This window comes from Mastigocladopsis repens PCC 10914, from assembly GCF_000315565.1.
In the GTDB taxonomy this organism is placed as follows: domain Bacteria; phylum Cyanobacteriota; class Cyanobacteriia; order Cyanobacteriales; family Nostocaceae; genus Mastigocladopsis; species Mastigocladopsis repens.
This window is the reverse complement of sequence record NZ_JH992901.1, coordinates 431,385-447,065: the sequence shown is the minus strand read 5'-3', so window position 1 is coordinate 447,065 and position 15,681 is coordinate 431,385. Positions and strand designations below refer to the sequence as shown.

Annotated in this window: 6 protein-coding genes and 2 pseudogenes; 3 read left to right on the top strand and 5 right to left on the bottom strand. The window is 45.4% G+C overall.

Annotation, left to right across the window (positions count from 1 at the left end; all coding sequences use genetic code 11):
* The first annotated feature begins 55 nt into the window (after positions 1 to 55).
* Entirely contained in the window at positions 56 to 694 is a 639-nt protein-coding gene (locus tag MAS10914_RS0104060) for a peroxiredoxin (RefSeq protein ID WP_017314624.1), read from the top strand.
* A 72-nt stretch (positions 695 to 766) separates the two neighbouring features.
* Here MAS10914_RS0104060 and glgP read toward each other — a convergent pair.
* A pseudogene (glgP, locus tag MAS10914_RS31440) lies at positions 767 to 2,978 on the bottom strand (alpha-glucan family phosphorylase).
* Between the two features lie 1,150 nt (positions 2,979 to 4,128).
* On the opposite strand from glgP, the gene MAS10914_RS0104050 reads away from it, so the two are divergent.
* The gene (locus MAS10914_RS0104050; protein ID WP_017314621.1) at positions 4,129 to 4,827 is read left to right on the top strand and encodes a DUF6875 domain-containing protein; all 699 of its coding nucleotides are present in this window, start codon (positions 4,129 to 4,131) and stop codon (positions 4,825 to 4,827) included.
* A gap of 137 nt (positions 4,828 to 4,964) precedes the next feature.
* A pseudogene (locus tag MAS10914_RS0104045) lies at positions 4,965 to 10,973 on the top strand (amino acid adenylation domain-containing protein); the annotation flags it as partial.
* Here MAS10914_RS0104045 and fghA read toward each other — a convergent pair.
* From fghA to MAS10914_RS0104030, 4 genes are all read right to left on the bottom strand, one after another.
* Positions 10,962 to 11,804, bottom strand: coding sequence for an S-formylglutathione hydrolase (gene fghA / locus MAS10914_RS0104040; RefSeq protein ID WP_017314619.1), 843 nt, complete (start codon positions 11,802 to 11,804; stop codon positions 10,962 to 10,964). The pseudogene MAS10914_RS0104045 and the gene fghA overlap by 12 nt on opposite strands.
* A gap of 113 nt (positions 11,805 to 11,917) precedes the next feature.
* Positions 11,918 to 13,030: an S-(hydroxymethyl)glutathione dehydrogenase/class III alcohol dehydrogenase gene (locus tag MAS10914_RS0104035; protein WP_017314618.1), complete on the bottom strand. Its 1,113-nt coding sequence runs from the start codon at positions 13,028 to 13,030 to the stop codon at positions 11,918 to 11,920.
* Positions 13,031 to 13,349: 319 nt separating this feature from the next.
* A complete protein-coding gene (locus MAS10914_RS35305; RefSeq protein ID WP_232224103.1) occupies positions 13,350 to 13,502 on the bottom strand; it encodes a hypothetical protein in 153 nt (50 codons plus the stop codon).
* Positions 13,503 to 14,402: 900 nt separating this feature from the next.
* Positions 14,403 to 15,650, bottom strand: a complete 1,248-nt coding sequence (locus MAS10914_RS0104030; RefSeq protein WP_017314617.1) for a transposase — start codon at positions 15,648 to 15,650, stop codon at positions 14,403 to 14,405.
* Between the last annotated feature and the right edge of the window lie 31 nt (positions 15,651 to 15,681).

Below are 15,681 nucleotides of genomic sequence, written 5' to 3'. Positions count from 1 at the left end.
TGTCATGATGGCAAGATAGAATACATATGCCTTTCTGAACTACAGGGAATCTCACATGGCTCTCCATCTAGGCGACACAGTACCAAACTTTACCCAAGCCTCCTCACATGGCGAAGTAGACTTTTACCAATGGGCTGGCGACAGCTGGGTTGTGCTTTTCTCTCACCCCGCAGACTACACACCTGTTTGCACAACAGAGTTAGGGCAAGTTGCTAAACTCAAGCCAGAATTTGACAAGCGCAACGTCAAAGTCATAGCCCTCAGCGTTGACGATGTTGAATCCCACAAAGGATGGATTGGGGACATTGAGGAAACTCAAAACGCCACCCTCAACTATCCTATTTTGGCTGACGCGGATCGTAAGGTTTCTGACCTTTACGACATGATTCACCCGAACGCCAATGCATTGTTGACTGTGCGTACTGTCTTCATTATCGACCCCAACAAGAAACTGCGTCTGAGCTTAACCTATCCCCCTAGCACCGGACGCAACTTTGATGAAATTCTGCGGGTGATTGATTCGCTACAGTTGACTGACAACTACAGCGTAGCAACACCAGCCGATTGGAAAGACGGCGATGACTGCGTCATTGTTCCTTCACTCAAAGATCCAGAAGTGCTGAAGCAGAAATTCCCCAAAGGGTATGAAGAAGTTAAGCCTTACTTGCGGATGACTCCTCAACCTAATAAGTAAATCCTGAAATGACATAAGAAAAGGGCAGGTTTAAAACCTGCCCGGATGCTGAACCAGAAAACTTAAAATTTTTTAAACCAGAACCTTCGCTAAAATCGGTTCAACACCAGCGGCGATTTCTGGAACGTAAACCTGCGACACGTAGTCCGCAATCATCCTATCTGTGTTGAACAGGGGTGCATTCGTCTTAATTGATGCCTTCATCATCTGCACCCAACGGTGAGGAGTGCCGTTAGCATCTTGGTCATAGTACAGAGGAACTATTTGCTCTTCCAAAAGTTTATAAAGTGATTCCGAATCTATACTATCTTGCAAATCCTGATCACTGGTGTGAGCGTCCTCACCAATTGCCCAACCATTTATCCCTTGACCATTGGCATCTGTTCTGTATCCTTCGCACCACCAGCCATCCAGCACGCTGCAATTAATGCCGCCATTAAAGCAAACTTTTTGCCCGCTCGTCCCAGACGCCTCTAAGGGGCGACGAGGATTGTTCAACCAGACATCGACGCCCTGCACCAGTTTTTGACCAACGTAAATATCGTAGTCTTCAATAAATGCGACCCGATGCTGGATTGCTTGATGGCGACACCACTCCATCAAACGTTGAATAATTCGTTTACCTTCTTCATCCGCCGGGTGAGCTTTACCTGCAAAGATAATTTGTACCGGACGTTCCGCATTGCCAAAAATTCTCAGTGCCCGTTCTGCATCACGCAACAGCAGATGACCCCGCTTGTATGGGCTGAAGCGTCTGGCAAATCCAATAGTTAGCACTTTGGGATCAAGCAGCGTTTCTGTTGCCTGAATTCTTTCGTACTCTTCACCGCGCTGTTCTCGTGCTTTCTTAATTCTATAGCGGGTGTGAGCAATGAGTCGCTCTTTGAGAACTTGATGCCGCCACCACAGTTCCTCATCTGGAATTTCGTCAACCTTCTCCCACATCTTCGGGTCAGCGAGATGAGTTTTCCAGTCTGCGCCTAAGTATTGAGCGTATAAGTCTGCCATCAAGGGAGCAGTCCAAGTGGGCGCATGGACACCATTGGTAATATAACCGATAGGGACTTTGTCTTCAGAGCGTTGTGGATACAAAATCGTCCACATTTTACGCGAAACTTGACCGTGCAATTCACTCACGCCATTGGCAGCACGACACATCCGCAGTGCTAAAACCGTCATGCCAAAAGGTTCCCAAGGGTCGCCCAGTCGTCGTGCGCCCAATGCCAAGAATTGCTCGCGGGAAAGGCGTAGCTGAGTCCAGTAGTGGGCAAAGAAGGAGTCCATCAAATCGGGCGAAAAGACATCGTGACCTGCGGGAACGGGTGTATGGGTGGTGAACACGCAACGATTTCGCACATCGGCTTCGATGTCGTAGAAGGATTTGCCAGTGCGCTCAATTTCTTCCCTGGCAATTTCTAGGGTACAGAATGCCGCATGACCTTCGTTGAGGTGATGGACAGAAGGTTGAATTCCCAAGGCAGTCAGCGCCTTCACACCGCCAATTCCCAAGACGACTTCTTGGGCAATGCGAGTTTCCTGGTTCCCGCCGTAGAGGTGTCCCGTGAGCCAGCGGTCTATGGGATCATTGTCATGGCGATCGCTATCCAATAAATAAAGACTCACTCGCCCTACTTGCACTCGCCAAATTTGCACTTTCACGAGTCGTTGACGAACTTCTATCTCTATCGTGAGTGGTTCCCCTTGCTCATTTTTTATTAACTCCAAAGGCATCCGGTGGAAGGGGTTGTCAACGTAGTAATCTTCTTGCCAACCGCTGCGGTTCAACCGCTGTCGGAAGTAACCTTGGCGATACAGCAAGCCCAAACCGACCATTGGGACTCCCAAATCTGATGCTGACTTCAGGTGATCCCCTGCGAGAATGCCCAAACCGCCAGAGTAAACAGGGAGAGATTCATGAATACCAAATTCAGCACAAAAGTAGGCAATGGGGTGTTCTTGGGTAATTTGAGGGGCAACCCGACTCATCCAAGTCTCTTTTGTAGTCATGTATTCGTCGAACTCACGCACCAACGCCCCGATCTGCTTCAAGTAAAACGGGTCTTCAGCAAGCTGTGTTAGACGTTCGTGTGTTGCTGAATTTAAAATTTCTACTGGATTGTGCCCGCAGCGTTCCCATTCTTGGGGAGCAATCGTTTGGAACAGCGCAATGCGATCGCTCGTCCAACTACCAATAGTTATAAGCTAAATCCGCCAAGCGCTTCAGGGGAAAAGGTAATTTCTCACCCAGCACTTGCACTGCGGTGTTTGCACTGCTGATATTCATAAAATTCTAGGTTCTCTCTTAGTTTTTCTCTGTTGCCGTCAAAATCTGCTTCCTTGCCATTGCTCCTACTTGGTTCTTGCGCTTAAGTCTTCTTCTGGGAATCCTCCTCTTAAGCGTGGAGCAGTTTTTTAACGGTTTTTATTTTTCCAGACTTATTCCAAATCATCCTTCTTTTTTGGCAATTTTGACAGCTTTTCGATATCAAATTAATTCACATTATTTTAAATTAGGTTTTTTCTTGTTAAGAAACTCTTAATAATTTCTCACCATCTACCACAACTACAACGATAATCCAGGAATTTTGACTTCCTATGCTTTGCGCGTATCGTAGGCAATTGAGAAGCGCTATAGGTATCGATTGCACCTAGCGCAGTGTCCCAAGGGCAATTGCCCACCATCAATCATGGAACTAGGTAGCGGATAGTGGTGACTTCCTTATAGTTTTTTTTTTACACAGATTTTATGTTTTTCTAATTATTACTGGAATCAATTACTACATTCTTTACAGAATTCTTACTGCTTTTTTATAAGTTTTTAACAAAATTGAAACTCACTATATATTGTATTTAAATTTTTACCAGGCTTCATCATATCTAAATACAAAAAACATGAAATTATTACATTTATATCCAACATGACAAACCAAATAATATTTTTTACTAAAAAAATATTATTTTTATTATAAAAAGAGCTTTTACCTTCTTCAGAGGATTGATTTCTATATTAAAATTTCACAGATTTAATAATTAGTTACTTATAAACTTTACATTTTATCTGATATTAATAATAATCATGTGGTCAAGCAAGAATTAGTATGAGCGTTCAGTAAACAACTCTTATCCTTTTATAAGGAAAAGTAGTTAAGACACAGCCTGATGAGTGTGTTCAACACCCCTACTCGGCAAAAACCAGGGATTTACGTATCAGTGAACTCACACTTGGAGATTTGCTTGAATTAAACTGCATTGAACTAAGAATAATTGTTGCAGCCTCGTTTTCAGTCTTCTGTATAGACACAAGCTTAGAAGGAACTTTCCTATCAGAAAAGGATGCAATTTTTGTGTACTTTGTTCTGATTATCTTCATTCTGCCTAGGTTAGATTTCTACCCAAGAAAAACTTGATAATTACCCTCTAACAATGTAAGCTCAATGCTACTCTATACACCTATTGAGATTGACCAGATCCAAAAAGACCTTCCCTACTTAATCGAGATTCAGCAATGGGTTCACAGTTTTTTGGCAAAACCTCATCATGATTTGGGTAGATCTGGTCCTGTTTGCCCTTTTGTACCTCACTCACTAAAATCAAACAACATCCAGATGGGAGTTATTCATGCTAAAAACTTGGAGCCCCAGCAAGTTGAAGAGATTGTTTTGCGCTACCGAGATATCTTCCTTGAAATAGAACCACGAGACAGAGAAATCGGCATAAATAAAGCCATATTACTTATCTTTCCTGAGCTTGATATAGAAGAGACTTCCAAACTCATTGATGGTGTTCAACAAAAACTCAAGCTTTTCTTTGTTGATGTAGGACTCATGCTAGGGGAATTTCACAAGCGTAATGAAACCCCTGGTCTACACAACCCAAACTTTCGTCCACTGCGTAGCCCCATTCCCCTCTTAGCTATCCGCTTTATGGTTGAATCCGATCTGCCTTTTCTGATAAATGCAGATGATCCTGCCTTACGTATTAAGTATCTCGAAGCTTATTTACAGCGTTTTGGTAATGAAGTGAGAGATAACAAAAATTTAAACAATGCTCGTCAGGCATTGGCGTTAGCACAAGAGCAAATTAAACAAGAAAAGCTATTGCATTCATGTTGTGAATATGCAGTAGCAAAGTAGTTCTTCTAAGAAGGAGAGCAAGAGAAACGTAGCTTGCTTATTGAGCCATTCAATTTTTTTTGCTGAGTTCAACCATAATGTGCATTTCCAGCAATCACCTATGCATCTAAAAAGATTTTAGTAATTTTATTTACACTATGTCCAAGCGCTTAACAGAGCAAAATTTATACCTTCAGCCAGATATTCAGATACAAAGCTTGACCGAGGTCGTAGACCTTCTACTACAAACAGATGACCCTCGGGATCTGTGCATCCATCAGATGTTTGAGGCTCAGGTAGAGAGGACACCTGACGCCGTAGCGGTGATATTTGAAAACAAGCAACTCACTTATCGACAGTTGAACCAGCGGGCAAATCAGCTGGCGCACCACCTCCGAGCCTTGGGCGTTGGTTCAGAGGTCCTGGTTGGTATTTGTGTGGAGCGCTCCCTAGAGATGGTGGTGGGAATTCTGGGGATTCTTAAAGCAGGTGGAGCATATGTACCTTTAGACCCCAAGTATCCCAAAGAGCGCTTGGCTTTCATGTTATCGGATACTCAGGTGTCGGTGCTGTTGACTCAGAAACACTTGGTCAATGAGCTTTTTGAGCAGCAGCCATGGGTGGTTTGCCTTGACACGGATGAGGAGGCTATTGCTAGAGAGAGTCAAGAAAACCCACTCACTCAGCCAGCATCGCAGCATCTTGCCTACGTGATGTATACTTCGGGATCGACTGGAAAACCCAAAGGCGTGCAAATTACTCACGCCAATGTCTCGCATTATCTTCAGTCAATCAACAAGGTGTTGCAAGTTCAGGCAGATGATGTCTATCTCCACACGGCATCTTTCTCATTTTCCTCCTCAGTCAGACAGTTGATGGTGCCTCTGTCTCAAGGAAGCCAAATTATCCTTGCCAATTATGAACAAACTAGAAATCCGCTGTCGCTTTTTGAGCTGATTCAGAAACAAGGTGTCACAGTCTTTGACACAGTGCAGTCAGTTTGGCGTCATGGACTCCAGGCTCTAGAAAATTTAGACCAAGCATCTGCAAAGGAACTTTTGAAGTCTAACTTGCGGCTGATTGTGTTTTCTGGCGGTTTACTGCCGTGTCAATTGCTTAAAAAGCTCCGCAGTCAACTAGAAAATCAACCACGCATTGTTAATGTTTATGGTCAAACAGAAACTGTTGGGGTCTGTGCTTATCCCATCCCGCCTGAATTTGACCAGGAGCAAGGATACGTACCAGTGGGATATCCCCTTGAACATACTCAGGTTTGTATACTCGACTCCAATCTTCAGCCAGTTTCAAAAGGGGAGAAAGGTGAACTGCATGTTGCTGGTGCGGGTTTAGCTCGTGGCTATCTCAATCGCGCTGATCTCACTTATGAGCAGTTTATCATCAACCCGTTCAGTCACGGCTCAACTTCCCGACTCTACAAAACAGGTGACGTGGCTCGCTACTTAAGCGATGGCACCGTCGAAATTGTAGGTCGCCTTAACGATCAAGTCAAGATTCGCGAGATGCGAGTTGAACTCGGAGAAATTGAGTGGGTGCTGGAACAACACCCCATGATCAGAGAAACTGTGGTTATCGCTACAGAGGATGTCTCCGGCGACAAGCGCCTCGTTGCTTATGTCGTTCCTGAGTTACTTTCAGATGAAACCAGTCAAACGGTTTTTACTAGGGAACTACGCAGTTTCCTCAAGCAGAAGCTGCCTGAATACATGGTACCTTCTTCCTTCGTGGTGCTCACGGCTCTTCCCCTGACGCCGAATGGCAAAATAGACCGTCGCGCCCTTCCAGCACCAAACTTAGCAAGCCAAGAGGTGGAAGCAACCTTTGTTTCTCCCCGCAATGATTTAGAATGGTCAATGACGCAGATTTGGGAAGAAATTTTAGGCATCCAACCTATTGGCGTCAGGGACAACTTCTTTGAATTGGGGGGGCATTCACTGTTAGCGACACAAGTTATATCTCGGTGTCGCCAAGCCTTAGGTGTAGAAATTCCGTTGCAGTTGCTGTTTGAGACACCGACGATCGCACAATTAGCAAGTACAATTACCACCAGTCAAAACCAAGGGACTCAGGAACACCAAAACATCTCCCGACAAACCAACCGACAATCAGCCCCTCTCTCCTTTGCACAAGCAAGACTGTGGTTTTTGGCACAACTAGGGCCAGACAGTGCAGCATATAATGTTGTTGATGCAATGCAGTTGCAAGGCAACCTGAACATAAGTGTATTGCAACAGTCATTGGATGCGATCGCTGCCCATCATGAAGTTTTGCGAACCAACTTTATTGTAGACGATGGCAACCCGGTACAGGTGATTCGTGAACTTCAGTCAGTGGAACTGAAGGTGATTGACTTGAAGGATTGTCTGCATGAACACACAACCATTGTACAACGACTGTTACAACAGGAAGCGCAACGTCCCTTCAACCTCTCATCAGATTTGATGCTGCGTGCGTGCTTGTTGCAGATATCACCACAAGAGCACATTCTGCAATTGGTCATGCACCACATCGCCACTGATGGCTGGTCAACGAGCATTTTATTTGAGCAGTTGACAACATTGTACCAAGCCTTCCTGACAGGAAGCCTCAATCCTTTGCCAGAACTGCCCATCCAGTACGCCGATTATGCTGTTTGGCAGCGCCAATGGCTTGAGGGTGAGGTGATAGAAAACCAACTCAAGTATTGGAAACAGCAGTTAGCAGGTGCAACCCCAGTTTTGGAATTGCCCACTGATAGACCACGCCCTTTAGTACAAACTCGCCAAGGTGCAAAACAATCTTTCGTACTCCCCAAAAATTTATCCTCATCATTAAATGTACTGTCACGGCAAGAGGGGGTAACGCTGTTCATGACATTGTTGGCGGCGTTCCAAACCCTGCTGTATCGCTATAGCGGACAACAAGATATCTTAGTTGGTTCTCCTACCGCCGGACGCAATCGAGAAGAGATAGAAGGGTTAATTGGCTTTTTTGTCAATACCTTGGTACTTCGCACAGATTTGTCAGGCAACCCCAGTTTTCGGGAACTGTTGCAAAGAGTGCGATCGCAAGCATTGTCAGCTTATGCTAACCAAGACCTGCCTTTTGAAAAGCTGGTCGAAGAACTGCAACCAGAGCGCTCCTTGAGCTATCACCCCCTGTTCCAAGTTATGTTTGTCTTGCAGAATGTACCCAGACAAACTTTGGAGTTGCCAGGACTGAGCATCTGTGATATTGAAGTGGATAATTTCGCATCGCAGTTTGATTTAACCTTGTCAATCGAAGAAACAGAACAAGGACTGCGAGGATTGTGGGAATACAGCACTGACTTGTTTGATGCTTGCACTATACGCCGAATGAGCGGGCATTTTCAGACACTTCTAGAAGAGGTTGCGGCTAACCCACAGCAGCACATTAGCGAATTACCACTGCTAACGGTAACTGAGAGACAACAGTTACTCGTAGAGTGGAACGATACCCAAGCAGATTATCAACAGCAGTGTATTCATCAGTTGTTTGAGCAGCAGGTGGAAAAGACGCCTAACGCCGTGGCGGTGGTGTTTGAAGATGTAGAGACGCGCCATGGCGCGTCTCTACATATGACCTACCAACAACTGAACACTCGCGCTAACCAATTGGCACATTACCTAAAAACTCTGGGTGTCGGTCCGGATGTCCTAGTGGGCATTTGCCTGGAACGTTCCTTAGAGATGGTGGTAGGACTACTGGGAATTCTCAAAGCAGGTGGGGCTTATGTACCCATAGACCCAGCGTATCCAAAAGAACGTTTAGCGTTCATTTTGGAAGACACCCAAACACCAGTGATCCTAACTCAAGAGAAATTGGTCAACAACTTACATCTTGGGTCGCAAGTGATATGTTTAGATTCTGACTGGAAACTAATTGCCCAGCACAGCCAAGAAAACCCTGTGTGTGAGGCAACAGTTGATAACCTAGTTTACGTCATCTATACCTCTGGTTCTACAGGCAAACCTAAAGGTGTGATGGTTCCGCACCGGGGAATTTGCAATCAGCTCCACTGGCGACAAGCAACGTTTAAATTAACTGAACAAGACAAAGTCTTGCAGACCATTTCTTTAAGCTTTGACCCCTCAGTATGGCAAATATTCTGGACGTTGTTATTTGGGGGACAATTGATTATGGCTCGCCCAGGTGGACATCAAGACCCTGCTTACCTGGTTAAGGTCATGACCGAACAGCAGATTACTGTAGCTGCCTTTGTACCATCCCTGATCCGCGTTTTACTTGAGGAAAAGGGAATTGAGAATTGTACTAGCCTGAGACACGTCACGAGTGGTGGTGAAGCTTTAGGGGTTGAACTTATAGAGCGGTTCGTTGAGCGTTTAAATTTGCACAATGTTCTGATTAATTGCTATGGTCCCACAGAAGCTTCGATTGATACCACCTACTGGATTTGCCAGCGTGGGACTGATCACACCATTGCTCCTATTGGTCGGGCGATCGCCAATGTACAAGTTTATATATTAGATGAAAATTTACAGCCTGTGCCTGTTGGTCAATCGGGTGAGCTGCACATTGGTGGGACTGGTTTAGCGCGAGGCTATCTCAACCGTCCCGAACTCACACAAGAAAAGTTTATTCCCAACCCCTTCAGTCACGAACCAGGCGCACGTCTCTACAAAACTGGCGACTTGGCGCGTTACTTGAGCGACGGTAACATAGAGTTCCTCGGTCGTATTGACTACCAAGTTAAGCTGCGTGGCTTCCGCATTGAGTTGGGAGAAATTGAAGCCACCATAGGTGAACATCCTGCCGTGCAACAAATTTTAGTTATGGTAAAAGAGGACGTTCCCGGTAATAAGCGGCTCGTGGCATATGTCGTAGTCCACCCGGAACAAATTCCCCCTAGCCCAAGTGAATTGCGCGACTTTTTGCAAGGTCAGCTACCCGAGTACATGGTGCCAAAAGCCTTTGTCTTCTTGGACGTGATGCCATTAAATCCCAATGGTAAGGTAGACCGGCGCGCCTTGGATGCGCTTGACTTAACTTTGCAAGAACCAGAAGCCACCTTTGTTGCCCCCCGCAATAAGTTAGAACAAGATCTGACACAGATTTGGGAAGACATTTTAGGTGTACAATCCATTGGTATCAGAAATAATTTCTTTGACTTGGGCGGACATTCCTTGCTAGCAGTGAAGTTATTCGCGCAAATTGAAAAGAAATTCGGCTTCAAGCTGCCTCTGGCAACTCTGTTCTCTGCAAATACAATAGAATCTCTTGCCAAGATAATCTGCCATCAACAAGAAAAAGCAGTTGGTCATCAAGTTTTGAGCACGGCACATAAGGAAGGTCATTCTACTACTCCTTGGTCATGCTTGGTACCAATTCAACCCAAAGGTTCCAAGCCACCTTTCTTCTGCATCCATCCTTTAGGTGGAGAAATTTTGTGTTACCGACCTTTGGCACTGCATCTGGGACAGGATCAACCATTTTATGGCATACAACCACAAGGACTAGATGGAATGCCTCCCTTGACCCGGATTGAAGATATGGCAGCGCTTTATATTAAAGAAATTAAGATCATTCAACCCACTGGTCCTTATTTTCTTGGCGGCTACTCCTTGGGTGGTATGATAGCTTACGAAATGGCTCGGCAACTTGACACTCAAGGGGAAAAAGTAGGTATTCTAGCGATGCTTGATACCTGTCGTCCGGGTTCTAGCAAGCGATCGCCATTCCTTAAACGAATACAAGTACATTTTGATAATCTGTTACAACAAGGACCTTCCTACCTTAGTAAAAAGCTGATGGGCTGGAGAGAGTGGGGCACGCACAATCTCAAACACAAATATATGCATATGTTGGGAATTTCCGAGCCTTTACCTGAGGATGACAAGCACATAGAAATCATGGGTGCTAACTTGCAGGCTCTCAACACATATATCTACCAACCTTACCACGGTCGAATGACCCTTTTGCGAACTGACGATAAAAGTCGGACTGACGCCGTAGGCATACAATACGATCCCCAATTCGGTTGGGGCGATATAGTCACAGGCGGAGTAGATATCCATCACCTTCCCGGCTCTCACCTGACCTTTCTCGACGAACCCAATGTACGGGTGCTAGCAGAGAAATTGAAGCTTTCCTTGGAGAAGGCTTATAGCATTATGCACTCAATCCATTGACAGCGCATGGTGGCGGATGTGATCCTCAATAAAACTGGCTATGAAATAATAACTATGGTCATAGCCTTCCTGGTAACGCAAATTTAGCGGCTGATTCACTGCCGCGCAAGCTTGCTCAAACACCTCAGGTAACAACTGCTCTTGGAGAAATTTATCAGCTGTACCTTGGTCGATAAGAATGGAACTGTGGTATCCTACTTGCTTGACCAATTCACTAGCATCGTAGGCACGCCAACTTTCTTTATCCTTACCAAGGTAGCGGCTAAACGCCTTTTGACCCCAAGGACAGCGCATAGGTGCGGCGATGGGTGCAAAAGCTGAGACTGATTTGTATTGCTGAGGATTTCTCATCGCGCAAACAAGCGCACCATGTCCCCCCATTGAATGACCGAAAATACCTTGTTTATCCGGTTGTACAGGAAAATGCTCGGCAATCAACGCAGGCAATTCTTGAACAACATAGCTGTACATTTTGTAGTGAGATGCCCAAGGTTCAGCGATCGCATCCACAAAAAAGCCAGCACCCGTGCCAAAGTCCCAGTCATCATCCTCACCAGGAATGCCAGTATTGCGGGGACTAGTATCCGGTGCTACGAGTATTAAACCATATTTTGCTGCAAAATATTGTGCTCCGGATTTTACCATAAAGTTCTCTTGCGTGCAAGTCAAACCGGAGAGGAAATAGAGAACTGGCACAGGTTTCTCAAGCGCTTGCGGTGGCTGGTAAACGGCAAAGCGCATTTCCCCGTTACAAGTGGAGGAGGGATGAGAGTAAAAGCCGAGTTTGCCACCGAAGGATTTGTATTCTGATGTGAGGTTGAGATGAGTCATTATAGCGGTTTGCAATTGGGTAAGGTACACAAAGAAATAATGAACCGCAGATAGACGCAGATGCACACAGATAAATTATCTGCGTCTATCTGCGTCCATCTGCGGTTCCTTAACTAATCAAACGTCACCACACTCCGAATTGACTCACCCTTGTGCATCAAATCAAAAGCATCGTTGATTTGCTCAATAGGCATCACATGGGTAATCAAATCATCAATATTAATCTTCCCCTGCATATACCAATCAACAATTTTCGGAACATCGGTACGTCCTCTAGCCCCACCGAACGCCGAACCTTTCCAAACGCGTCCAGTCACAAGTTGGAAAGGACGGGTACGAATCTCTTCGCCAGCACCAGCAACACCGATAATTACGCTGACTCCCCAACCTTTGTGACAGCACTCTAAAGCTTGGCGCATAATATTCACATTGCCGATGCATTCAAAACTGTAATCAGCACCGCCTTTGGTTAAGTCAACCAAATAAGCAACCAAATCTCCTTGAACTTCCTTGGGGTTGACGAAGTGAGTCATGCCAAATTTTTCTGCCAAAGCTTTCTTATTGGGATTGATATCTACCCCCACAATCATATTAGCTCCCACCATCCGCGCTCCTTGGATGACATTCAAGCCAATACCGCCCAAACCAAAAACCACCACATTTGCTCCCGGTTCGACTTTGGCTGTGTTGATGACTGCACCAATGCCTGTTGTCACACCGCAGCCAATGTAACAAACTTTGTCAAACGGTGCATCCTCCCGAATTTTTGCCACGGCTATTTCCGGCAATACGGTATAGTTTGAAAAGGTGGATGTCCCCATGTAATGATGGATCATCTGCCCATCAACGGAGAACCGACTGCTGCCATCGGGCATGACACCGCGCCCTTGAGTAGCGCGAATTGCCTGACAGAGATTGGTTTTGAAGCTTAAACAATATTCGCACTGGCGGCATTCTGGGGTGTAGAGGGGAATCACATGATCCCCAGGCTTCACACTGGTGACACCTGCCCCCACCTCGACAACGACACCAGCACCTTCATGTCCTAAAATTGCAGGGAATAAACCTTCGGGATCAGCACCAGAAAGAGTGTAAGCATCAGTATGACAAACTCCGCTGGCTTTTATCTCGACCATCACTTCCCCAGTACGTGGTCCCTCAAGTTGAACTGTTTCAATACTTAACGGTTGACCGGAACCATAAGCTACTGCTGCTTTTACTTTCAAGCTCAGTCCTCCTCTCTAGGTTTCGTCAATGGGCTGATTTGAGTTTACAGTGGAGTGCCGTTGAACCAATTTTTTTTAATAATTCCTCAATTGTTATTGAGGTATGAATTAATACGATAAACCTCTTGCAAAAGTCAATTTTATAAAAAAAACCACAGATGGACACAGATGGACACAGAGAATTTATCTGCGTTTATCTGCACGGCAGTTGCTAACTCCTAGGTCGCCGCTACGCGTAAGTCCTGCGGACAGGCTGCGCCAACACGTTCGCGTAGCGTGCGCCTTTGGCGCTCAGTGCGCCCGTAAGCGCAAGCGCACACTACGTGAACGCGCAGCGTGTCCGTAAGGACTCAGGGCTTACAAGTCGGGCATTGCCGACGACAGTCGCTTCAAGTCGGGAAACCCGCCCACAGCGCTGTCTCCCCAACGCACGCAAGAGTCCATCTGCGGTTCCTAAATATCCATTAATCATACTTTTGTAATGAAGTCTAATAAATTCTGGATCATAGTTAGCCCTAGTACTCGAATAACCCAATATTGCTGGTTAGGCAAAGTTGGGTAAGCAGCGAAAGCACAGAGCAGCAGAGAAAACTTTTTATCGTTCACTTTTGCAACGCTGAGGGCAGAGGAGCCAGCACTGTTGGCGCAGCCTGCCCGTAGGGCATAGCAGGGCAGCCCTTTCAACGCGAACAAATGAACTAATGAGTCATTTGAATGACACAAGTTGCAGATAACCAGGAATAGAGGTATTTTCGAGCGATTTTAGCGTGTGTTAAGTCTGGCAGTTGTGAGTGGAGTTGAGAGTAAAAATCGGCGATCGCCATCGACAGTAAAAACTCCGCTTAGCGGTGATCAAAAGTGTGATGAGCGAGCAACCGGAAATGCTTGAGTTGTCTCCAAGAGGCACGAGGGGGGCTGCGCCCTCCCTCAGGACTCCCCCCGTTGCCTATCGCTGAGTGACCGCCAGTATCAAAATAGCGAGTGAAGCGGCATCGGCGGTCGCAGCGGTCACTCACCGCTTCGCTGCGACAGGCTCAAAAAAGAGTCACAAAGAGGTAATTATTTAAAAATAGGTATTCTTCTAGCGGTTCGGGAGTAATACCAATTCTCTATAAACTTGCACTTAATAAATATTTCTCTGTTCTTGGCGTTGTTGGCTTCTTGGCGGTAGCCTGCGGCACGCCGCTGCGCGTCTACGTTTTCTAATATTAAGTGCATCTTCATGGGGAATCGGTATAAGTAACTCTGAGGGTTACTTATCTCAATAGGTAAGTAGAAAGGCACAAATAAACCGAAGTATGTAACAAAAAGTAAAGTTAGCTAAAACCCTCTTCCTTTGTGCCTTGCCTCAACGATAAATATTCACGGCGACCTACTTATCTAAAAGGCGTGCAGTCGAAACATGACGATGTTTATGATCAACAATTAAAGGTTCGCGTTTTTTCTTCGGACTTCTTATGGCTTTGAGAAAACGTTTGAGATTCACGCTAGTCGCCAGCTGTTGTAAAAGTTGTCCCATTTGGTCTAAAGAATATGTCCTGAATATTTCCCACTGCTGAGATGGAATAGCAATCATCATCCCGCGATATGTGCCTTGAATTTCATCAACTAAGTAGAAATCAGACAAACCTGCATCAATTTTGCCGATGCCATGTATACTTCCTAAGGCGGCTTTTAGAGTGGCGAGAATGTTGTATGTTACTAACGCCATCGAAAACGAGAACAGGGCTGCTTTAGGATAGGCTAACGTTTGAATTTCTCCGTTAAAATTTTCAGTTACGGTTTGAAAAAGGGTTTCTAGACTCCAACGATTACGGTATAACTCGGCTATTTTTGCCGCGTCAGCCTGGCTAGGGGGTAAGTTTGTCAAAATCGCTATTTCCCATTGTTTGTCTCGTGTTGGCACAAACAACTTCAGCACAACTCGTCGGCATTTTAGACGATTTCCCTCGTAACAAATTTCGACGCACTGCTCAAAAAGATTTCCTGTATCGGTTTGACCCAAAGTCTTTAATTCGCTCAGTTGTGTCCAACCTAAAGACCCATGTTGCCGAATCACAAAGAAAGCTTTTTGCTGTGCAATCGTCCACAGAAACTTGGCTGTGCAAAAATTCCGGTCTCCAGTCCAAACATCGTTTGCTTGTACACCAGACAGCACATGATCAAATAAACTCCGCTCCTGAGCATGACCATCTTGACAAAGAATAATATCTATTACCAGTTTTGATAGTGGGTCTAATACAACTATTGCTTTACCTGGCAGAGCTTTAGCTGCAAATAAACGAATTGCATCTAATCGATGGTCTGTAGCAGCCAAACAAGTCCCATCTACAATTTTATGCTGATATCCTGGTAGTGGATTTGGCTGTTCTCCACCCATGATTTCAATTAGCACTCGCAAATCGCTCGCTGTTTCTCTTACCAATGCTTGACTCACACTCAGTTCTACACCGCAGAGCTTTTTATATAGTGCTGTGGTGCTCACAATCAGGTTTGTTGCTCTAGCTTTATAGGCGGCATGAACCGATTTTTGAATTCCACACACCACCAAACTCATCAAATCTACTTGGCTGGAAAATAGTAATTCTTGCGCTTTGCTGTACTTTCGCGTGAGTTTCAAATAATTTATCCATCCGTTCCCGGGCAAATAC

What these genes read in the sequence shown, in the direction of transcription:
- fghA (WP_017314619.1), bottom strand. Translation starts at nt 11,804, where the DNA reads ATGACTCATCTCAACCTCACATCAGAATACAAATCCTTCGGTGGCAAA.
- MAS10914_RS0104050 (WP_017314621.1), top strand. Translation starts at nt 4,129, where the DNA reads ATGCTACTCTATACACCTATTGAGATTGACCAGATCCAAAAAGACCTT.
- MAS10914_RS0104060 (WP_017314624.1), top strand. Translation starts at nt 56, where the DNA reads ATGGCTCTCCATCTAGGCGACACAGTACCAAACTTTACCCAAGCCTCC.
- MAS10914_RS35305 (WP_232224103.1), bottom strand. Translation starts at nt 13,502, where the DNA reads ATGATTAATGGATATTTAGGAACCGCAGATGGACTCTTGCGTGCGTTG.